Below are 22,300 nucleotides of genomic sequence, written 5' to 3'. Positions count from 1 at the left end.
AAATTGTTTTTTCTGCATACATTTTCCGTTAAAAAATAACATTATTTTTTAATATCAAGATAACTTAAGTACTAATTATTGATTGGAGGAATTAAAATTCATGGATTTTTATTCATTATTGGAAAAGACCACACGTTTACAGATTACTATTCTTGATACCATCTATCATTCCAATAAAATTTGGTCTATCGAACAATTAGCTGAATTCACTGCTTGTGACAAACGTTCTGTACAAAATTATTGTGAACAAGTACGCACCCTCTCCATTAGCGATCAGTTCAGAAAGGAAGGACGTAATTATTTATTTTTAGGTACCAATTCGGATTTTCAAGAATTGATTCTGTCCATTTTGAAGCGCTCGCCTATTTTTCATCTGTTGAAAAATTTATGCCTTGACTCGAAAGTAACGATTGCGGAATTCTCTGAGGATAATAATATCAGTGAATCCATCCTTCGGCGGCACATTACTCGCATCAATCAGATACTAAAAAAATATCAACTGCAGATCAAAACAAAAAAAGGCGAGATGTATTTCAAAGGAAGTGAGATGCAAATTCGTTATTTGATTTATTTGATACTATGGCCATCCTATCGCAGTGTTGAATGGCCTTTTGCTTCAATAGAGTTTCATCAATTATTTTCAGAAGTGGAGGATTCTTTTGCTATCGTTCATCAAAAACCAAATAAGATAAAAATGATCGAATGGTCCTTTATACTAGCTGTTACTTATCTTCGTTCTCAACAAGGACACGTTATTCCAGCAAAAGAATTACCTGATTTTTCACTTGACCTTTGGAATGGCTTTGAAAAAATGGCTGAAGAGTTAACAACGAATTATAAACGTATGCGTTTCAGTCTGACAGATAGCATGTTCTTGTTTCTTTAGATGCAATCTCGGGCTGCTTTTTATTTGAAAGAGGACTATCTGCAAACTGCTTTGCGTATCCATACAAAAATTGCGACTCCTGTAAAACAACTGCAGACTAGTTTTTATTCTTATATTCACTCCAATCGATTCAAGTCTGCCCAAATCCATTCAAAAAAGTCGCTGTTGAACAGTACACTGCTCGCAAATGGGATGCATGGATTGCTATTTCCTCAATTTTCGATCGTCAAACATGAAATTACCTCTTTTATCGAGATGAGTTATCCGGCATTCCACCGAGAAATCAACCGATTGACGGAACAATTTAAAAACGAATCTGAGGAACTTGATTGGTTGCATTCTTGGAATTTAGCAGAAGCGTTCATGTTGATCATTTCTCCTACTTACTTTAATAAAGAAATCAAAATCAAATTTGAGAGTGACCTTCCGATTGGTTTGGAGTTAGCATATATGGAAATTCTTCAAGAACAGCTGAGTATGTATTTAAATGTTGTGTTTACTAACGACCTTTTATTCAAGCCGGAATTGATCATCCGAACAACTGATACTTCTTTAAAAACCGTTACTTATGAAGAAGATGTACCTTGCTTGACAATTAGTTATGAAATGTCTAGTGAACAAATCTATTTACTTAGTCAAGAAATCAAAAAACTTCTTGAATAGACAAAAAGACACGACTCCCTAAGAAGTCGTGTCTTTATCCAACAAATTATTATAATTTAGTCACTTCAGCAGCTTGAGGACCGCGCGCACCTTCAACAATCGTAAATTCTACTTCTTGGCCTTCTTCTAGGCTCTTGAAGCCGTCTCCTTGAATTGCTGAGAAATGAACAAATACGTCATCTCCGCCATCTACTGTAATAAACCCAAATCCTTTTTCATTGTTGAACCATTTAACTGTTCCGTGTTCCATAAATGTATAGCCTCCAAAAAAGTTCTTGCAAGTAACCTTGCAAGAACATTATACCCAATTTAGAAAACGCTCGCAAGCTTTCGCTCGTTTATTTTCCAAATTATTTTTAAGACTGATATGATGGAGAAAATAGTTATTTTGCTGCTTCGAAACGTTTATTTACTTCGTCCCAATTAATAACATTCCAGAATGCTGCAATGTAGTCTGGACGTACATTTTTATATTTCAAATAGTAAGCATGTTCCCAAACATCTAAACCTAGAATTGGTGTCTTACCTTCCATCAATGGAGAATCTTGATTTGCAGTAGAGGTAATAGCTAATTTCCCATTCTCCATTACAAGCCAAGCCCAACCAGAACCAAAACGTCCAGCTGCTGCTTTTTTGAATTCTTCTTTAAAAGAAGAAAAATCGCCAAAAGCTTCATTAATTGCTTCTTTTATTGCCCCAGTAGGCTCGCCGCCCGCATTCGGTGCCATGATTTCCCAGAAAAATGAATGGTTAGCATGTCCACCACCATTGTTGCGTACAGCTGTTTTGATATCTGTTGGAACAGCATCCATATCAGATAATAATTCTTCTACTGTTTTTTCGCCTAATTCTGGATATTTTTCGATTGCTGCATTTAAATTCGTTACGTAAGTATTGTGATGCTTGTCATGATGCAGGTGCATCGTTTCTTCATCAATGTAAGGTTCCAATGCGTCATATGCATAAGGTAAATCTGGTAATGTGTAAGTCATAAAAAAATTCCTCCTCAATGTTTTCTTTATAATGTCTACATTACAAAGAGTAACAAAGAGAAGGAAATTCTTCAATAGTTATGCCTAGTCGTCTTTTTCTCCTTGGCCTACTTCTTCTTCAAAAACCTCAGTTTCTTTGAAAATGAACAACTTGCTGAAAATGTAATTAGCTAGGATAACAATAATTTGAGTGATAATTTTTGCCACATATTCATTGCTGTTCATGACATTGATTAATAACACCATTGCTCCCATGTCCAACCCGTAAGAAAGGATGCGGTAAAAGAAGAACTTACCACATTCAATAAGTGCATGTGTAAAATTCGGTGATTTTGAATGGAATACCCAAAGTTTGTTCGTCACAAAAGCAAACAATACAGAACAAAACCATGAAATAGAATTGGATAGAGCCATACTTAAATCAAAATATTGGCGTGCGAGGGCAAAACTAACAAAGTTCACAATCGTAGCCAAACCACCAAAAAAGAGATAAACCAGTATCTCCCAATATCCCTTTGCTTCTAAATATCCTTTTATTTGTCGATACTGCTTCATGAGCCAACCTACCTTATTAGAAATTCTTATTTATCATACTCTATTTTTCAGTAACTTTCATCTTTATTTAAAAAAATTAATTTTTTTTGGTCTTTTACATGTGTCTCTGCTTGAATCGTTACATGTGTAATCCCATACTTTAATTTTAATAAAGAAGTTATACGCGGATATGCCTTTTCAATCTCGCTTAGCAGCTGATCTTCAAAATCAATATGTCCGTCGAAAATAATAATCTTTTCGCTATACTGCCAAATGTGGACATGATGAACATCTTTCACCCCTTCGATTGCTTTGATTTCTTGCTCCATTTTTTCATAGTCGATCGTAGGTGCACTTTGTATCAAAATAGCCGCAGCTTTTTTAATCACTATTATTGCTTCTAACAATATATATATCGAAATGATCAATGTAATAACTGGATCAATCCAATAGATACCGAAAAATCGAATCAAAACTGCTCCGATAATCACACTTATCGAAGACAGTGTATCGCTTAACAAATGCAGATAACTAGATTTTATATTCAAATTTTCGTCTGCTTCTTGTCTCAACAATAACGTCGAAAACAAATTCGCAAGCAATCCGATAACTGCTACTATCAGCATCAAATGACTATTTATCTTTTCTGGGGAATTGAACCGTTTAAATGCTTCAACAGCTAAAAACAAAGATAATATGATCAGTATGAATGAGTTGATGAAAGCACTCAATATTTCTAAACGCTGGTAACCGTACGTATGCCTTTCATTCGCTTCTTTTTGGGCCATTTTTTGTGCTCCATAAGAAAAAATGATTGCTAATGTATCACTAAGGTTATGAAAAGCATCTGAAACAAGAGACAAACTTCCCGACGCAACCCCTCCAATAAATTCTGATAAAGTGATCACCGCATTCAGCACCACTACCCCAAATAGCTTTTTTGATGATCTCTGTGGCTGTGTATGCACGATTCATTCCTCCATTTTATTTGTATTGAATAATCTTAAATCAAGAATAACATTTTTTTGATATTTCACCAATCATTCAGATGTTTCCTTAAAGCACTTGTATTTCACTTGATACTTCGCTAGAATTGCAAGTGATGACACTACTAGATGAGGAGTACTTATGACAACAAAACAATTAATTATCAGTTCCTTTATACGATTCAAAGACCTTAAGGAGGCGAGAAACGTTCCATTTTGGAAAGCTATTGTCTATCTTCTGATTTTGAGTGTAATTATGGCTCTGCCAATCTCTTTCCAAGTTTTTCAAGTCTTAAATAACATTCAATTGGACGGACAAAAGATTGCTACCCGCATTCCTGATTTTACAGTCCAAAACGGACAGCTTCAAACAAAAGAAAAAGAAGGTTTCATTTACCAAACAAACTCCATTATCTTTACATTTGATCCAGAGGGAAAACGTACAGAACAAGACATCTCTACTGATTTGATGGGAAATTTCGTTAGTGTCGGGATGTTAAAAGACAAACTTATCATTGCTCTTCCCAATACAGGCACTACCTCTGCTTTATTGAATAATAATCAGTTAGAGCTTCCTTACACCAATGAATCTTTAAAAAATTTAACAGGTAAGCAGCTTCGATCCTTCTTAAGTGAAGCATCTATACCGATTTGGGTAAAAGCCCTGACCTTTCTATTTTCGATTTATCCTAGTTTCTTGAATCTGCTGATCACTTTACTATTTGCCAATGTCGTTGCTTTTCTCTATGCACGCTTTCGACTAACAAAAGCTACTTTCCTTGATTGCTTGAAGACATTGATTTATTCAATCTCGTTGCCGACTATCATTGCAACACTCTTGATGATCTTTCTCCCTTCTTTTGACACTAGTGCATTTATTGCTTTTGCAGGTATCTTTATTTTTGCTCAAGCTGTCAAAGGATGGTCAAAAATATCGATCAGTTAGAAATACAGACAACTTATTATTTCAACTTCAATAAACTCTTTTAGAGGTTGTGGCAGAAGCTACTTCTGGAACACCGTTTATTCGGAAAAAGAGTTGTGACACATCTTTTGTCACAACTCTTTTTTATTTATACAATATTAATTTCTAAAAAAGCATGGCACTTCAAAGTTCTTCTTATATGCGCTACACTTAAAGTAAAGAAAGGCGGGTAATTAACTATGTCAGAAAGAATCATTTACGCAGATCGTCCATTTCGTGACGAATTTATCGAAGAAATCCATACTATAGCGCCTGGTTATGTCTTCAAGACAGAATTACAACCAGAGGATCTACCAAATGTAGAAATCAGTTTGGGTTGGAACTCAAACTATCAAGAAAAACTATTAGCCTCTTCTAACTTGAAATGGGTACAGTCTATCTCAGCGGGAGTTGATCAACTCCCCCTTGAAGCATTTTCAAAAAAACATATCTTACTTTCAAATGGAAGTGGTATCCACAGTGAATCGATCACCGAGCACGTATTAGGAATCATTCTAGGTTATTCTCGCGGTCTTTTCCAAGCACAAAGGGCACAGAGTGAAATGAAATGGTTAGGTTCCTCAATCCATTACCAACCTATCCAAGGGAAAAAAATATTAATCATTGGAACTGGCCATATTGGAAAAATGATTGCAAAGAAAGTCAAAGCATTGGATATGATTTGCTATGGAATCAATACATCCGGTCATCCAGCAGAAGGAATGGAAAAAACTTTTTCTTTAAAGCAACTTCAGGAAGTTCTCCCTGAAGTAGATTTCGTCGTCAATATCTTACCTCTAACGGAGGAAACAACTGGACTCTTTGATCAACACATATTTGAACACTTTGATTCAAAAGCTGTATTTATCAATGTCGGTCGTGGCGCTTCTGTTAAAACGCAAGATTTGATACAAGCATTAAACAAGCAGCAACTTTCCTTTGCAGCATTAGACGTTTTTGAGGAGGAGCCTCTACCACAAAATCATCCTCTTTGGAAAATGGACAATGTACTGATCACGTCCCATATTGCAGGTTTGACACCTGATTTTCAAAAGAAATTAATGTCTATTTTTTTAACTAATCTAAAAAGCTACTTTGCTACTCATGACCTTCAAACCAATCAAGTCAAATTGTCTGCAGGATATTGATAGCTGAATCAGCCTATTTTAAGCAAGAGGGTGTGACAACTTGTCACACCCTCTTGCTTCTATTGTTTTTTAAAGTGATAGGTTGGTTCTTCTAGTTTTGGATCATAATCTACAAATAAATCATATCCTTTAAAAAACCATTCATCTGCATCCTCAATAAAAAACAGTGTCCCCTCTATTTCCACTTTCTTGACAGGATGTTCAGGCTGTTCCACTGACATCCCAATCGAAAAACCATCATGAACTTCTGTTTTGCCGTAGACTTTTCCAAAAAAACGTATTCCGTAAGTTTCTGGCAGATCGATTTCTGATTCAAACCATTTTTGTGCTTTTGGCGTTACTGTTAATTCCATCCTAACAACCTGCTTTCTATTGATTCATCTTATCGTCTAAAATATCCACATCGCCTGTCTCACCAATCACTAGCAGATTATCGTTTTCACGAACGTATTCATCTGCTGCAGGTGAAGCGATCACCGTTTGATCTACTCTGCGAATTGCAACTACTGTTAGGTCAAAACGTTGTCTGAAATTTAATTCAGATAATGTTTTATTGAAAAATTTAGGATTGGATACTCGGATTTCTGCTAAAGAATATTTATCTGACAACTCTAGGTAATCTAAAATATTCTTTGACACTAAATTATGCGCAATCCGTATTCCCATGTCTCGTTCAGGATGGACGACGCGATCAGCTCCGATCTTTTCAAGTACTCTGGCATGATACTCATTTTGGGCTTTTGCTAAAATATTTGGTACGCCCATTTCCTTTACCATCAGAGTAACTAAGATACTGGCTTGAATATCTTCTCCAATAGCGACAATTACATGATCGAAATTTCTTATGCCTAATGATCGAAGTGTCATTTCATCCTGTGCATTTGCCACAACAGCATGAGTGGCTATATTCATATATTCATTGACCCGATCTTCATTACTATCAATAGCCAGTACTTCTTGACCAGCTTCGATCAGTGTTCGGCAGATACTTCCGCCAAATCGTCCAAGACCTACAATTGCAAAATTTTGTTTCACCGTTTTCCTCCTTTAGTATCTTCTTTTCTCAGTATAACAAAGCCTTTACAAAAACAAAAGCAAGCATTCTTTTGCGGAAAAAGAGGTTGTAAAAGAGACGTTCAACCTTGAGCGACGACAAAATCGTGCCTTATTACCGATAGCAGTCTCTTGAATACCGTTTATTCGGAAAAAGGGACTGCGACACGACTTTTGTCACAGTCCCAAACTTTCCCCACTATCTTTCTTGTATAGTTTGTTTCACTATAATTTTTCGCCAGTCACACTCTCTACAATTCCTTTGGCGATCATGTCGATATTATTTCGGATATTTGCTACATCATTTGTATTCGTTATGAAGCCTAACTCAGCTAAACGGTAAGGTATCCCTCTTGATTGCAATACATTCATGTTTAGTAAGTCAGCTCGCAGATTGATCCCTCCTGTGTTTTGTACCGATCCCCAAAGACCTACATAATTTCGTATGACATTGGCGATTGCATAATTTTGTGCAGTCAATGAGTTCCCATTACGATGAGCGATTACATGACCGCCCGTGCTAACCCCAATGACGCCACTGTCTAAATGAAATTCTGATACAGAAGAAAATGAACTGCTAATCGTATATGCACCTTGCATACGTTGAGAATCTTGATACATATCTGCAGCTGTATTATAAAAAGTGATCCGATTCCTCGTTAAACGAGCAGCCCATCTTTGTAAATGAGGCATCAATTCTCCTCTAGTAAAATCACGCTCATTGACACCATTATAAGAAGCTCCAGGATCATTGACTCCATGTCCCATCACAAATAGATGATTAATAGATGTCTGATAAGGATTCGTCGTTGGTCCAGGAGCTGCTGCACCTTTTTTGACAATTACGACTTGGATTGCTTCCATTGGCAAATTCAATCTAGATGTTCCAGCATATTGATCATTTTTTGCCCAATCTAACCAGCCAAGACGTGCTGAATGGACTCGGTAATAAATGTCATAGAAACGATTTAATTGTCCAGTCAAACGTATCCGAACTGCCTCTGTATGAAGAACTCTTCCAGTTGTTCCCGAAATCTCGTTATTTCTACTATAATTTTGCCAACCTATATTTTGTACATGACTTGTATACTCCACTGCACCAGGAAGTGGCGTGTTTGCTACATTGATTCTTAAAGCTTCTATCCTAGCGCTTTGCCCTGTCAGCCCCGCATTGTTTCCATTGCTTTGAACAGATTGCCAGCCAATATTTCGTAAATGTGCTTGGTAGTTTATGGTTGGATTTTGTAAAGTATTTTTATCGTAAAAAGCCGTTCCTGTACCCGGAGCTGCTTGTCCTTTCGGTACTAATTGGACTTCAACAGCTTCAACTTGATAAACAAATCCCGCAGTTCCTGCATTCTCCCCATTTCTTGCCCATCCTAACCAGCCAAAATTCGCCGAGTGGACACGATAATAGACATTATAATATTGACTCAACTGACCTGTTAATCGTACTCTCATCGCTTCAATTTGAGCATATCGATCCGTGGTCCCTGCAATCTCATTATTTTTGACATAATTTTGCCAGCCAATATTTTTAACATGCGCACTGTATTCAATATCCCCAGTTAGTGTTGTATCTGAAATTTGCATTCTCATTGCTTCGATCCATAAGTTCTGTCCAGTCGTTCCAGATGTTGCTCCATTTGTTTGATTTTCTTGCCAGCCTTGATCTTTAACAAAAGACTGGTAGGAAATCACTGGGTTATTTTTCCCTTTTTCAATAAAAGCATTGCCTGTAACTGGTCCAGTAGCCTCTTTTCTGACAAGTTGCACTTGGATTGCTTCCATTTGATATACATATCCTGCTGTACCGGCATTTTCACCATTTTTTGCCCATCCTAACCAGCCAAAATTTGCTGAATGAACACGGTAATAAACATCATATGTCTGAGCTAGCTGTCCAGTTAACCGAATTTTTATTGCTTCCATTTGCAAGACTCTTCCAGTTGTTCCCGAAGTTTCTCCGTTTTTCACATAGTCTTGCCAACCTATATTTTTAATGTGACTACTATACTCGATATCTCCAGTAACACCTGTACCAGAAATAGAGAGTTTAATCGCTTCAATCCATAAATTTCTTCCCGTGGTTCCAGCAGTCGCTCCATTCGTTTGATTTTCCTGCCAGCCAATATTTTTGACATGTGTTTGATAGGTGATCGTAGGAGTCGCAGCTAACGCACTTCGTCTATAAATTTGGTGAACGATCTGTGGTTTCGTCAGAAGTTGGTGCTGTTTCTTTTGTCTGAGATTCATTTTTTTCAGCTTCTACAATGACCGTGAATTCACCGAGGACTTTTTCAGCGTTCTTCAACTCTACTTTAGCTTCCCCAGCTTCTTTTGCTGTTACTTTACCGTTCTCATCTACTTCTACTACTGATGGGTCAGAAGATTCCCATAGCGGATCTGATATGATACTTCCATCGGGGACACTCGTGTACGCAAGTTGTTTTGTTTCTCCTTTCTTCAATACTATAGATGATGAATCAGGTACGATAGAATCAGCCTCTTTTTGTTCTGGTTCCATATATTCGACCGTCACTTTTACTGTCAATGTTTTTTCTGCTGCTTCTTCTAATACTGCGTCGTCTGAAAAATATACTTCATAAATATAGCTTAATGGAGTCTGTTCGCTTGAATAAAAGTGACTCCCATCATACTGCCATTTCTCTGTTTCTAAAGTCGTTTGTTCTTTCTCTGGTTTCAGCGTTTCATCATTTATTTCCCATTTATTATCCATTTTGTTTGCAATACTTGTAACCGTTTGATTTTCTCCCTTAAAATACGTTAATTCGCTATTTTGGGAAAGATCAATTTTTGAAAGTTGGTTAGATGAAACATCTAAATACGCTAATTTCTTTAATTCGTGTACATCTAATTCTTTCAGCTCATTGTTTTGTACTTCGATCTTCGTTAAATTTTTAAAGAAATTGACTCCCTCTAGTGTCTGTATCTGTAACCCTTCCAAGTTTAACTGTGTTATTTCCAATAACTCATTTGATAAGTAACCATCTTTATCTGTATCAATCATTTCCAACAACCAATTTCGAAAATGATCATCAGGAAAATTGCTTTTATTGATTTCTATTTTTTCTGTTATTTCATTATTTTCTGAATATTCTCCCGAGTCTTCTTCCTTAGCTGAGTCCTGTGGCAAGGAGTCGTTTGTACTTTCATGGGTCGTCGACTCACTCATTGGTTGTGTGGAAGTCTCTGTTGTATGTTCCGTTTTTAGCTCATCAGAAGTGCTGCTTTGAGTAACAGCATAAGCATTTGGCGCAATTGATCCTGTCAATAACAACAGACTTAAGAATAGTCCTATCCACTTTTTCTTCATAATTTCCTCCCTCGTTCTTTCGCTTTTCGGATAAAGTTTTCTCCTATTACTATTAAACTATAAAAAAAGAAAAATGAACAGTTGGTGAACAGAAAAAGAGATTAAAACAGGATAAATCCTTTATTTTATGTAAAAAAAGAGGGGAGATTAGCCAAATCTTTCCCTCAAAAAATCATTATTTCACCAAACCATGTTTGAATGCATAGATAGCGGCTTGTGTACGGTCTTCCACTTCTAGCTTAGCCAATATATTGGAAACATGTGTTTTTACTGTTTTCAGTGTAATAAACAATTCGTCCGCTATTTCCTGATTACTTTTTCCTTCAGAAATCAGCATTAAAATTTCATTTTCCCGATTCGTTAGTTCTTCATGTAATACGGGCTCATTTCGCCGACTCATTTTTTCCATCATTTTTGTTGTCACTTCTGGTTCTAATACTCGCTCGCCGCGTTGCGTTGCCCTTATAGCATCAGCAATTTCATGTGCGGTAGAGGTCTTCAACAAATACCCTGCTGCACCTGCTTCAATGGCAGGATAAACTTTTTCGTCATCAATAAAACTGGTTACGATAATGATTTTAGCTTCTGGCCAATCTTTTAAGATTGCTTTTGTTGATTCGATACCATCCATTTCTTCCATGACTAAGTCCATTAAAATGACGTCCGGTCGAAGTGTCATCGCCTTCTCATAGCCTTGTCGTCCATTTTCAGCTTCTCCAATTACTTCAATGTCTTCTTGAATAGATAAATAAGAAGAGACGCCTAAGCGCACCATTTCATGGTCATCTACTAATAAAACTTTTATCATCCTTATCTATGCCTCCTTCATCAAAGGGACCTTGATTTCTACACTTGTACCTTGCCCTTTAAAACTAATGATTTTTACTGTTCCACCAATACCAGCTACTCGTTCTTTGATATTGTTCAATCCATAACTTCCCGTTTTCGTTTCATTCATATTAAACCCTGTTCCGTCGTCAATAATACGTAACAAAAGATTATTGTCTATTTTGTGCAAATATACCTCTAATTCATTGGCTTTGGCATGTCTTAATGTATTTGATAACAATTCTTGAACGATTCGGAACAAGTGATCCTCAATGGAACTAGATAGTTTTACATCTTCTACATCCCATTTCAGCGAAATCTGGATTTTATTTTGCAATTCCTTCAATAACTGCTCGATACCTTGCTTTAAACTTTTCTCTTCCAAATTGACTGGACGTAGATGAAGAAGCAGCGCACGCATCTCAGACTGGGAAGCGTTGATGATCTCTGCTACCATTTTCAACTGCTTGCGGAACATTTCTGGTGTCTCGCTTTTTTCTGCTTGCTCCGTCAATGCCGACATCATCATCATTGCTGCAAACAATTGTTGCGAAACTGAATCATGCAGCTCACGGGCTAATCGATGTCTTTCTAATTCTAAAATTTCTTCTTTGGTTTGTCCATCTACATATTGGGGACGGCTCGTTACAATTTGTAATTCACTAGATACTTCAATCATTTTTTCTTTTATCTTAGTGATTTCCTTATCAATATCTTTGATGTATAAATCGTCCGATGCACTTGGGATCGGAAGAAGCAACAATTTGGATTCATAATTGCCAGAAGAAAGTGCACGCAGCTTTTCTTCGATTTTCCCGTATTTTGTCTTTTGAATAAGTGATAATAATAGAAAGACAATTAATCCTACACCTAAGGAAATGGCTAACAAATGGAAGATAAGCGGAACATATAATAAACGTGCACGCAGTAATTCTCCCCACCAATGACTTTGATTACTGGCATAAAAATAAGTGAAAAGTGAAAATAGAATAATAAGGAAAGCCGCAATCCCCGAATAAACAGCTAGCATCGCTCTGGATATTTTTCCCATCATATTCGTATCACCTCGACATCTCCAATCAAGGTATTAGTAATAATCTTCAATCTACGAGGGTTTTCATCATAATCACTGCTGTAGATTTTGATTTGTTCATTTTTCAAAGAAAATTGCTCTTCTTCAAACAAGACATTTCCTACTAATGTCGCATGCTCTAATCGGATGGCTACGCCCAAAGGCACTAAGATCCGTGTTCTGCCTATCCCTTTTCTTACAATCACAATATTATCATCTTTTGGCAAAAGCGTATTGCCCAAATCTATGATAGTATCACCCGAAATGACGGCGATGTTGATATCGTCCCATTCATAGACGTCGTTTCCAATACGTTGGTTACCGAATAATTGCTGTCTTTTCCGCTCATTATTATGTGTTTTTAATTGCTCTGTTTGGATCATCATGATCTGTTTCTTTCGCCAAAAAGCATTTTTGGTTAAATCTATCCCTGAAATCTCTACACCTTTCAGACCAATAAATAAAACGGCAAATACAGCCATCATCCATAAAGCAGGACTGTTGACTAAGCTAAAAAAAATGACCAAACTTCCTAATATCAATTGAAAATTTTGAAATTTAGTACGAGGATGTTTGCGCATAGCTAGATATATATTGAAAATACCGAATATCACTAAAAGCAAAAGTCCAGTATTGTTTACGATTTGCCAAACAGCAAATAACAGCAGTAGTGCTTCAACTACCACAAAAAAACGCCAAGAACTATTCATCGCTCTTTCTCCCTCCTGACACATTCTCATTTCATCATACCTATTTTTTTAACTGTTGGCTATAGGACTTTAGATGTAAGATCTTTTGTTGAAATCTAAAATACACAAAGAGAAAAAGATCTAGAGTGTATCATCAGTAAGATGAACTCTCTAGATCTTTCAGTCAGACTACGCTTGTTCTACTTTGACGATTTTAACTAACATATCGCCACCTGGAGTAGCAATAGTTACTTCATCATTTTTACGTTTGCCAATCAATGCTTGCGCAATAGGAGAATCATTGGAAATTTTGCCAGAAAACGGATCTGCTTCAGCGCTTCCGACAATCGTGTACTCTTCTTCTTCTCCATCTGGTAGTTCGATGAATGTAACTGTTTTACCAATTGATACCTCATCTGCATCTACACCGTCGTTATCGATGATTTGAGCAAAACGAATCATATTTTCAATTGTTGTGATTCTTCCTTCAACAAATGCTTGTTCATCTTTCGCTGATTCATATTCAGAGTTTTCGGAAAGATCTCCGAAACCGCGGGCAATTTTGATTCGTTCAATGATTTCTCCGCGTTTGACTGTTTTTAGTTCTTCTAATTCTTTTTCTAATTTTTCTTTACCTTCTAGAGTCATTGGATAAACTTTCTCTACCATGTGTAACGTCTCCTTTTTTCGATAAAATACCGCAAAAGGTAATCTTTTGAGGAATATAGTCCAAAAAAGATTACCACGCTTTTCTTCAAATGTAAATGTTTTTCTAAAAATGATCAATGTCTAGAGCCTGTTTTTCTAAGAATTATTTACATATTTTTCCACTAATTCCATATGTTCTTCATAAGTTTTAGCGAAATAAACGTTTCCAGTGCTCGTATCTGCTACGAAATAATAATAGTCATTTTCTGCTGGTTCTAATACTGCCTTGATTGCCTCTTCGCTTGGATTGTCAAAAGGTCCAGGTCCATAGCCGGTATTGGTATACAAATTATATGGTGAATCTACAGCTGTATCTTCATACGTCACTAATTCTTTGTGTTCACCTAATGCGTATAAAACAGAGATATCTGACTGAAGTGGCATATTTGCTTTGATTCGGTTAAAGAAGACTTGTGCAATGTTTTTACGATCATTTTCTTTTACGCCTTCTTTTTCAACTAGAGAAGCTAGAGTTAAAACTTCTTGTACAGTCAAATTTTTCTGCTTGATAGCTGAATAATAGTTTTGCATGACCGTATTCGTCTTGTTCACCATTTCAATCACTAGATCCTTAAGCGAAGTACTCGTGTAATAATCATATGTGGCTGGGAATAAGTAACCTTCCAAACGGTATTTTGTGTTCTCAGCTTTAGATGCACTTTCCAACAGTTCTGGGAATTTTTGGTGCAACTCGTTAAAGAAAGTCTCATCATTCACTAAATCTAAAAATTCTTTCTTGTCTTTACCAGTTACCTTCGCTACCCGTTCAGCAATCTGATCGATATCGTACCCTTCTGGAATGGCAATTTTCCCATCTGCAACTTTTGTTGGCTCAGAAGTACCGCCTTCTTGCAACTGTTTGCCAATCTCGTCAAGAGTCATATTAGGCGCTAACTGATAATAGCCAGCTTGAAAGCCAGTTAAATTTTTAAATTTTGTATAATAATTGAAAACAATCCCGCTTTTAATAATATTGTCCTTCTCCAAAATCTCACCAATCTGCTTGTTAGAAGAGCCACTCGGGATCTCGACTTGGACTAATTGGTCATCTGATTTATCTAAAGGCTTCAACCCGCTATCTACATAACGATACACGGTAAATCCAAGAAATCCGCCAATAATCAATAATGTAAGAGCAATCACTAAAATGATCTTCCTCACAATCTTATCTTCTTTTTTACGCAGATTTCTCCGCTTGTCGATTATATCTGCTGTAGCTGCCTTACTGGCTTCTTTTTTATCTTTACTTGGGTGTTGTTTGTTTCCTGACAAAACAACTCCTCCTTACTATCATCTTCGTAACTCTGTTTATTATACATGAAATTTCTACTGCCGTGAATTATTTTACCAAATATTATGTCAAAATTGTAAGTGGCAAATACTCTTTTTGAGGATTACAATGAAAAATAGTTAAAAATGGATAGAAAGGAATTAACATGTCAAAAGGAAAACATCGAAAAAAACAAAAAATTTCTATTTCTTTTCTTGTAATTTTATTATTGTCTGTCTGCTTCTTTTCAACAGGCATCATTATAGGAGGTCAATTAACAAAAACACCTCAGTCCCAAACTTATAAAGCGGAGCCAGCACAACTTACTTCCAATTTAACGCCCGATGAGCAAATGCTTGCTAGCAAAATTGATCAATTACTACAAAAATCAGATTATATCGGTTCGATTTATGTACGCAAAAATAATCGCGTACTATTAGAAAAAGGATATGGATATGCAAATCTGCGCGTAAAAGAATCGAATTCACCTTCTATTTACTATCAAATCGGTTCGATTCAAAAAGCAATGACTGCTTTACTGATACTAAAACAAATCCAAGCTGGTAAGTTAACTTTTGACACAAAGTTAGCTGAATTTTATCCTCAGATTCCTGGAAGTCAGCAAATCACAATCAAAAATATGCTTTATATGCGCTCTGGTCTTCATCGAACTGCTTCTCCCGACAAACCTATGTCGGATAGTGAAATCATTCAGTTCGCCCTTCATCATTTGAAACTTACTGATTATGATACGTATCATTATGAACCATTGAATTATACATTGCTTACAGGGATATTGATCAAACTAACGAATCAGCCTTATGAAACTCTTCTAAAGAAAGAGATCATTCGTCCTCTCCATCTAGAACATACAGATTTTTATGACAATGTAAAAAATTCGCCTCAACATGCTGTATCTTACCAGATGTCTGCAACTGACGATTATTCAAAAGCATTGATCGAGCCTGAAACCGACATCCGAAATGAATTAGGCACAGGAAACATAAGTATGTCTGTTTATGACTTGAACAAATTCTTTACCAGTGTTCTTTCTGGCGGTATCATACCAAAAGAACTACTTTTCTCATTGTGGCAAAATAATGGTGATAAACATCCTTACAGCGGCGGTGTTTACAGTGGAAACGATTATATCCTTGCTCAGGGGAATATCAATCGATTCCATGCAGTAGTGGCGATGAAAAAAGACACTAAAGATGCCATCGTTATGGAAAGTAATATCCAATCAGATAAAAACATCAAATTGCCGGCCACTGATTTAAGAAATCAGATTTATGAACTGATGGAAGGTGTTAATTTAAAAAGCTAAGTCGAAACAAAAAAACCAGCATCTTGCTGGTTTTTGTTTTAGTTGATTTCTGACTTTAAATACCGTTCCATTCCGCTCAATATATCAAATTTAGGCTGATAGCCTAAAGAACGAATTTTTGAAATATCCGCTAAAGAATCACGAATATCCCCTGAACGCTCCGCTTCATATTTAAGCGCTAGCTCTGTTCCTAAGATTTGATCAATTGAATGGATCAATTCAAGTAGCGTAGTGCTTTTTCCTGTCCCGACATTGAATTGCTGTCCTAAAGCTTTTTCTTCCTTGGCAACAAGTAAAAGTGCTTGTATAACATCTTCTATATAAACAAAGTCTCTAGACTGACTCCCATCACCAAATAAAGTAAATTCCGCTTTTTCTCCTGCCAATTGTTTTTTGTAACGATCCACTAGAATCGAAATGACTCCGCTATATGGAGAGTTCGGATTTTGATTTGGGCCATAAACGTTAAAAAATCGGACAGCACTTGTTGGAACATCATATAAATGACAGTAATCCAAAACATATTGTTCTGCTGCAAATTTATCGATAGCATATGGTGTTAATGGACGAATGACTGATTCTTCTTTTTTTGGCAGTGTTGGTTCATCACCATAAACTGCAGCTGATGAACTAAATACTAATCGTTTTAAATTAGATTGATATTTCCGTGCTAACTCAAGCAATAAAAGCGCACTGTCAAAATTTACACGATGTGTTTCTACAGGCCGTTCTACAGAATCTGCCACACTAGCTACAGCAGCTAGATGAAAAATATAGGTAAACTGATATTCTTTCATGATTCTTTCCATCAATTGAGGATCTGATACATCCCCCTCAATGAAGGTCACTTGTTTATCCATATCCAAGTTTTCTTTTTTTCCCATTGATAAATCGTCGACTACTACGATTTTGTTTTCTTTTCCCAAATAATTCGCTAGCGTTGAACCGATAAAACCAGCTCCGCCAGTAATCAATATAGTATCCACAAGTTTCACTCCAATTATGCATTCTCATACTTAATACAGTTAGTTTACCATTTTTAGCCAGGAAAAACTATATAAAGAATACACAGTCTAAATGGACTGATAGCCGAATTCTACAAATTAATCGCTTCAAAAATATAAAAACAGCAGAGTAAATTCTAGCCGAACCTACTCTGCATTATTTTATATTTCAATATAGCTTAACGTTCTTTTAATAACAAGCGAAATTCGCCAAAGCTCGCAAGGAAGCTGCGATGTACATATAGCAAATAAATCACATAAATCAAGCTATAGATACCTAGACTAATAAAGTCACCGCCAAACCAGATGTTACTAAAAATAAAAGCAATCGTTAGAATCGTTTCTACCAACTGTCTGTATCCAACAGGTAATTTCATTCCACGACAAAGAAAATATTCTGCTAAATTACAGCGAAACGCTAAACTCAACAATATCAAGCCTACTGCCAAATTCAAGTTACCTATCACAAATATAATGACTAATGAAGCCACTAACGAAAAGGATAGCGTCATCACGTTGACCATTAATATCGTTTTTTCTTTACGCAAGGTCTTTAAATACGTATTGATAAGCAAAGACATTCTTCCTTCATAAATAACGATCGGAAACAAGATTCCCATAAAATTCAGACTTTCCCTATATTCGGGTAGCCACATGGTCAAAACGATTTTTGCTGGAACGTAAAATAACAGCAAACCGTATGTTAATGGAACAAATAGATCACGTAAAACACGAAATAATTCAGGCAGCCTTTGCTGATTTGTCCTTCTTAGTAATGGAAACATAACAATTCCTACTGCATTAACAAATGTTAGGAACATATTTGAAATACTCAGCGTAAAGGACAGTTTACCGAAAGTTTCGATTGACCATCGTTGTTGAACAAAGAACCGAATAGTTCCAATAATGAGCATGCTAGCAATACTACTCAACATTAACTTACTACCGATGTTGATATTATCAAAAATTTCAGGGACAAGTTCTTTTAGACCCATCATATTGACTTGCAACATATCTTTGACTCGAGTCATTCCCCAAAGCGTCACGATTAATTTAGAAGCAATATCCATAATAATCAGCCAATAAAAATCTCTGCCGCCTAAAGCAAAGTAAATAGCAATAAATAAGACATAAAGATATCGATCATTCCGAGAAAGCTGCGCATATTCTTTTATTCGATTCGTCGATTGGAAAATATACAGAATAAAAGTTTTAACAATCGTAATCACTGAAACGACAGCTGTCAATATTAAAATGAGTGATTGGGAACTGTTTGGCATAAAGAAATAAGCCCAAACAACTATAGCTATTGAAACAAAGAACTCAAAAATCGTTAGATACCAAAATTGCGAACCTAATGAACGTTTATCGATATCTTTATACTCTTCCCCGCCTATTTTTAAGTAAATACCGTCGATCCATCCAAAATGCAAAAAGCCTACGTACGAAGAATAAAATACATATAGTTGCCAATAACTATACTCAGTTACTCCTAATAATTTTGGCACGAATAAATTTAGTAGGATTGAGATACCTAATGTAGCAAAATTTGCGGCTACTGTATAATATAAATTTTTTACTACTGATTTTGCTTTTTCATTCATACTCATGACCTCTTACTTTTATTCAATTTTAAGACGTGGTAGAAATCAGCAGCATAATTAAATTTATTTTTATAGCGAAATGCATTTACGAAAACAGAACTCAATTTTTTCTGTGTTAAAATATCGATTCGCATTAGATTTTCTTTCTTCATCTTGTCTATAATCATTTCTTTTTGTTCTATATTTTCAATAGATTCCTGCTTCTTCATAAACATTTTTGCTGAATCTAGACGAACATTGAATCTTTTTAATGTATTAATCCTACCATCATAGATTCCATTTTGTTTTCTTGCAGTAGATACTTCTTTTTGAAATGAACTATCCCCATGTCTTCTAAATTTAATTGTAGGTATGGGCAAATAGTATAATTGATCAAAAATCAAAGCTGCACCCCACATTGCTAAATCATGAGCTGATTTTTCGGCTATGGTATAGTATTCTTGTACTTTTGGAACAAATTCTTTTTTTACGGCGAATACACACCCTGGTCTTTTCAATAAAATATTTTCTGAGCGAAAGACTACTTTTGATGCACCATCTTCGTCGATAGTCTTAAGTTTTCTTAATTTAGCAGAACTACCTGTCTCTTCAATTATTTCAGTATAATCAGAAACCAAAACTGAGATATTTTTATTTTTCTCAAATGGTGCGCACATTTTTTCGATTTTATCGGGTAACCATATATCATCTTGATCACAAGTAAATATAATCTCCTTGGTAGCTGCAGAAAGAAGTTCCATGAAGTTATCTCGCCATCCGTGATTTTTCTCATTTACTTTAAATATCCAGTTGTCCAACTTATTTTTTTCAATAAACTTCCGGATTAAATCTGCTGTTTTGTCTTGAGAGCCATCATCATAAATCAAAACTTCATCAATTAATTTCGTCTGGTCACGAAGTGATTTTAATTGCTCTATGATGTACTTTTCACCATTATAAGTAGCCATTACCACAGAAGTTGTTAATTTTTCATTCATTATATAAACCTCGTATTCATCTTCTTAATCCTTAAAATAAAAATCGTATGGATGATGTGTGACTCTTTCTTCTTCAGGCGGTAATTCCATATAGTTATCATATCTAAGAGTTAAGAATTTATCTCTTTCTTTAATAGCCATAAAAGTATGTCCTTCAAATTCTACATCTTCATATTCTTTGAACCAGTCAGTTGGAAAAACACCCCAATAGATGTTGATGAATTCCATATATCCACAGAATTCTGCTTCTTCAAACGGATATTTTGTTACTAGAGATTCATATTTATTTTTCCAGTAGTTATAATCCCCTTGGCGAAGTAATTTACGATATTTTGGATAGTATAAAATTCTTTTAGCTTTAGCTTTCAGCCAAGAACGTGAAATAGCATAAGAGTGATTCAAAGAAAAAACCATATTCGCTCGATATAATTCGCAAAGTTCACCAAATTTTTTACGTTCATTCAAATCTGTTGGGAACCCATCAATAGGGAAAATATCGACATAAACGCCAAGATTTTCATCCTCACTATTATAATATTGCTTGCTTACCGCTTTTGTATGCTTATCAACTAATTTGGCAAACGCATAACGATAATTCTCAGTATTTTCCGGACTTAAAAGAAGATAGTCTTCTTGTTTTTTGAGCAACTCAAGTAGTCGTTCATAGTTGGGCCTTGTTAAGACGATGTCTAAATCATCATCCCACGGAATATACCCCTTATGTCGTTCAACACCAATCAGACTCCCGTAAAAGATAGAATAATCAATATTGTGTTCTCTACATAATTTGTCAATATATACTAAGATATCTACACTTATACGCTGGATATCTTCATTCGTTAGTTTTTTCATTTCATTATTCACTCACCTTTTACTTTAGTGTATTCAAATGCAGAAATTCCGCCTAAATACAACCAGAAAATAAAACTTCCTATTTTATTTACTAAAACGAGTTCTGTTAAAAACATAGCAGAAATCAAAATTGCAAGTACTGCCATGGTATTTAACACATACGAATCGTAGTCTTTTATAGTACGCATAAATAGTTGTCGCAATGTATTCCAAATCTTAATTCCCAGAAATACAAGTAGCGGTATAGTCCCTAACAGACCTGTTGTTGCTAATAAATAGAAGATAAAATTATGGGAAGTTTGTTTTTTTGTTGCAATGAACGTATTCGGTAATTCTTTTTGAGCATAATTAACCAAATTACGAGGTGAACTCCCGACAAGCGGACTACTTTGAAAAATCTCAAACGAACTTTTCCATAAAGCAAAACGATTATTAGACACATCGTCCTTATTTACAACATCATCCCGTTTTAAACTGATAGGATTCTGATCTTTATCTGGATTTTCAGACTTTCTAGGAACATATCTTGCTGTTATATTGATCAATTTAGGGGCAGCATATTTCCCTGCTTCAGCAATTCCTAAAACAGCTCCAGTTCCAATAATCCCACAGATTACTGCCAATAATAATTTAGAAGCAATCGTCTTCCCAAATCGGTTATAGACAATAAAGAAGATAGCAAAATAAGCACACAATACCAAAGCAATCTCTGCTGTTCTTGATCCAGACAAAATGATGTAAGCAAATTGAAGAAGGATCGTAACTATGCTATAAATTTTTGCCATTTTGTTTTTATTCGTCATTAATAGCTTTACAGCAAGAAAAATAACTGCTACAGAAGTTGCACCGGCAAAATTAGGGTCAGAAAAAACACCATACAAACGATTCTCGACAAATCCTGCTCTAAACCCATTATAGAATTTATCTAACTCCTGTACGTAGGAATAATTTAACACAAACATTCCTAAAGAGATAAGAGCCAAGAGATTCCAACAAGCAAGCAATATTTTTTCAAACATAGGAATGATTTGTTTGAAATGGTCCTCCCTACCTATACGAAAAACGACAAAGAGATAAATAAACTGCCAAATTACTAACTTGATATTATCGACGATTCCGGCAGGACCGTTTAAAAATGTGGATAATAGTATGGCTAGTATGAAAGCTAGAAGCAGATAATCTGCTTTTTTCAAGCTGAAATTCTTAGTAAATATATCTACTGCAGTGATTAATGCTGCCCATACCGTAATCAGTGTAAACAGCAAGGTATCATATTTTGAGGGAATCAGACTGTAGTAATTGATGATACGAATAATCAGTGCTATCCCAAATATTAAAATAAACCCTTTTTTACTATATTCTGAGTATTTATGAAACTTAACAGAATCCATTTTTTACACACTCAC

The 22,300-nt window shown here is 35.6% G+C and carries 23 protein-coding genes; 5 read left to right on the top strand and 18 right to left on the bottom strand.

Annotation, left to right across the window (positions count from 1 at the left end; translation table 11 throughout):
* The first annotated feature begins 100 nt into the window (after positions 1 to 100).
* Together A5849_RS12900 and A5849_RS12895 are read left to right on the top strand one after the other, a co-directional pair.
* Positions 101 to 886, top strand: coding sequence for a helix-turn-helix domain-containing protein (locus A5849_RS12900; protein WP_002310322.1), 786 nt, complete (start codon positions 101 to 103; stop codon positions 884 to 886).
* Positions 887 to 910: 24 nt separating this feature from the next.
* Positions 911 to 1,549 carry a hypothetical protein gene (locus A5849_RS12895; RefSeq protein WP_227140487.1) on the top strand — a complete coding sequence of 213 codons (639 nt, stop codon included), beginning with the start codon at positions 911 to 913 and terminating at the stop codon, positions 1,547 to 1,549.
* Positions 1,550 to 1,598: 49 nt separating this feature from the next.
* Here the strand turns inward: A5849_RS12895 and A5849_RS12890 are convergent, their stop codons facing one another.
* The 4 genes from A5849_RS12890 to A5849_RS12875 form a co-directional block, all read right to left on the bottom strand.
* The gene (locus tag A5849_RS12890) at positions 1,599 to 1,799 is read right to left on the bottom strand and encodes a cold-shock protein (RefSeq protein WP_002292860.1); all 201 of its coding nucleotides are present in this window, start codon (positions 1,797 to 1,799) and stop codon (positions 1,599 to 1,601) included.
* Between the two features lie 133 nt (positions 1,800 to 1,932).
* Positions 1,933 to 2,541: a superoxide dismutase gene (locus A5849_RS12885; protein ID WP_002310320.1), complete on the bottom strand. Its 609-nt coding sequence runs from the start codon at positions 2,539 to 2,541 to the stop codon at positions 1,933 to 1,935.
* A gap of 84 nt (positions 2,542 to 2,625) precedes the next feature.
* Positions 2,626 to 3,096: a GtrA family protein gene (locus A5849_RS12880; protein ID WP_002310319.1), complete on the bottom strand. Its 471-nt coding sequence runs from the start codon at positions 3,094 to 3,096 to the stop codon at positions 2,626 to 2,628.
* Positions 3,097 to 3,143: 47 nt separating this feature from the next.
* Entirely contained in the window at positions 3,144 to 4,043 is a 900-nt protein-coding gene (locus tag A5849_RS12875) for a cation diffusion facilitator family transporter (RefSeq protein ID WP_002310318.1), read from the bottom strand.
* A 160-nt stretch (positions 4,044 to 4,203) separates the two neighbouring features.
* Here A5849_RS12875 and A5849_RS12870 point away from each other — a divergent pair, with 160 nt between their 5' ends.
* Complete coding sequence (locus A5849_RS12870) at positions 4,204 to 5,007, top strand: DUF1189 domain-containing protein (RefSeq protein WP_002310317.1); 804 nt, start codon at positions 4,204 to 4,206, stop codon at positions 5,005 to 5,007.
* 218 nt (positions 5,008 to 5,225) lie between these two features.
* Positions 5,226 to 6,173: a phosphoglycerate dehydrogenase gene (locus A5849_RS12865; protein ID WP_002310316.1), complete on the top strand. Its 948-nt coding sequence runs from the start codon at positions 5,226 to 5,228 to the stop codon at positions 6,171 to 6,173.
* Positions 6,174 to 6,232: 59 nt separating this feature from the next.
* Here A5849_RS12865 and A5849_RS12860 read toward each other — a convergent pair whose 3' ends face one another.
* From A5849_RS12860 to mltG, 9 genes are all read right to left on the bottom strand, one after another.
* The gene (locus A5849_RS12860; RefSeq protein ID WP_002310315.1) at positions 6,233 to 6,526 is read right to left on the bottom strand and encodes a HesB/YadR/YfhF family protein; all 294 of its coding nucleotides are present in this window, start codon (positions 6,524 to 6,526) and stop codon (positions 6,233 to 6,235) included.
* Between the two features lie 16 nt (positions 6,527 to 6,542).
* Positions 6,543 to 7,208, bottom strand: coding sequence for a TrkA family potassium uptake protein (locus tag A5849_RS12855; protein ID WP_002292869.1), 666 nt, complete (start codon positions 7,206 to 7,208; stop codon positions 6,543 to 6,545).
* A 243-nt stretch (positions 7,209 to 7,451) separates the two neighbouring features.
* Positions 7,452 to 9,482: an N-acetylmuramoyl-L-alanine amidase gene (locus tag A5849_RS12850; RefSeq protein WP_256924083.1), complete on the bottom strand. Its 2,031-nt coding sequence runs from the start codon at positions 9,480 to 9,482 to the stop codon at positions 7,452 to 7,454.
* Positions 9,415 to 10,563, bottom strand: coding sequence for an Ig-like domain-containing protein (locus A5849_RS15255; protein ID WP_256924082.1), 1,149 nt, complete (start codon positions 10,561 to 10,563; stop codon positions 9,415 to 9,417). The genes A5849_RS12850 and A5849_RS15255 overlap by 68 nt, the downstream gene beginning before the upstream one ends.
* A gap of 175 nt (positions 10,564 to 10,738) precedes the next feature.
* Entirely contained in the window at positions 10,739 to 11,371 is a 633-nt protein-coding gene (locus A5849_RS12845) for a response regulator transcription factor (protein WP_002289153.1), read from the bottom strand.
* A 6-nt stretch (positions 11,372 to 11,377) separates the two neighbouring features.
* Complete coding sequence (gene liaS, locus A5849_RS12840; RefSeq protein ID WP_002289154.1) at positions 11,378 to 12,445, bottom strand: two-component system sensor histidine kinase LiaS; 1,068 nt, start codon at positions 12,443 to 12,445, stop codon at positions 11,378 to 11,380.
* Positions 12,442 to 13,173, bottom strand: coding sequence for a cell wall-active antibiotics response protein LiaF (gene liaF / locus A5849_RS12835; RefSeq protein WP_002292871.1), 732 nt, complete (start codon positions 13,171 to 13,173; stop codon positions 12,442 to 12,444). Before liaF ends, liaS begins: the two co-directional genes overlap by 4 nt.
* 168 nt (positions 13,174 to 13,341) lie before the next feature.
* Positions 13,342 to 13,821, bottom strand: coding sequence for a transcription elongation factor GreA (gene greA / locus A5849_RS12830; RefSeq protein WP_002289156.1), 480 nt, complete (start codon positions 13,819 to 13,821; stop codon positions 13,342 to 13,344).
* 135 nt (positions 13,822 to 13,956) lie between these two features.
* Positions 13,957 to 15,132 carry an endolytic transglycosylase MltG gene (gene mltG, locus A5849_RS12825; RefSeq protein WP_002289159.1) on the bottom strand — a complete coding sequence of 392 codons (1,176 nt, stop codon included), beginning with the start codon at positions 15,130 to 15,132 and terminating at the stop codon, positions 13,957 to 13,959.
* 164 nt (positions 15,133 to 15,296) lie between these two features.
* Here mltG and A5849_RS12820 point away from each other — a divergent pair, with 164 nt between their 5' ends.
* Entirely contained in the window at positions 15,297 to 16,457 is a 1,161-nt protein-coding gene (locus A5849_RS12820; protein ID WP_002345588.1) for a serine hydrolase, read from the top strand.
* Positions 16,458 to 16,495: 38 nt separating this feature from the next.
* Here A5849_RS12820 and A5849_RS12815 read toward each other — a convergent pair whose 3' ends face one another.
* The 5 genes from A5849_RS12815 to A5849_RS12795 form a co-directional block, all read right to left on the bottom strand.
* Complete coding sequence (locus tag A5849_RS12815) at positions 16,496 to 17,443, bottom strand: NAD-dependent epimerase/dehydratase family protein (protein ID WP_002346325.1); 948 nt, start codon at positions 17,441 to 17,443, stop codon at positions 16,496 to 16,498.
* A 197-nt stretch (positions 17,444 to 17,640) separates the two neighbouring features.
* The gene (locus A5849_RS12810) at positions 17,641 to 19,065 is read right to left on the bottom strand and encodes a lipopolysaccharide biosynthesis protein (protein WP_002346324.1); all 1,425 of its coding nucleotides are present in this window, start codon (positions 19,063 to 19,065) and stop codon (positions 17,641 to 17,643) included.
* 2 nt (positions 19,066 to 19,067) lie between these two features.
* Complete coding sequence (locus tag A5849_RS12805) at positions 19,068 to 20,042, bottom strand: glycosyltransferase (protein WP_002346323.1); 975 nt, start codon at positions 20,040 to 20,042, stop codon at positions 19,068 to 19,070.
* Between the two features lie 24 nt (positions 20,043 to 20,066).
* Entirely contained in the window at positions 20,067 to 20,894 is an 828-nt protein-coding gene (locus tag A5849_RS12800) for a phosphorylcholine transferase LicD (RefSeq protein ID WP_002339638.1), read from the bottom strand.
* An 8-nt stretch (positions 20,895 to 20,902) separates the two neighbouring features.
* Positions 20,903 to 22,285 (bottom strand): O-antigen ligase, encoded by a 1,383-nt coding sequence (locus A5849_RS12795; RefSeq protein WP_002346322.1) that lies wholly within the window; start codon positions 22,283 to 22,285, stop codon positions 20,903 to 20,905.
* Positions 22,286 to 22,300: the final 15 nt, after the last annotated feature.

Source organism: Enterococcus sp. 10F3_DIV0382 (genome assembly GCF_002140245.1).
Lineage (GTDB): Bacteria > Bacillota > Bacilli > Lactobacillales > Enterococcaceae > Enterococcus_B > Enterococcus_B lactis.
Note: the sequence above shows the minus strand (reverse complement) of the source record. Positions and strands in the feature narration are given on the sequence as shown.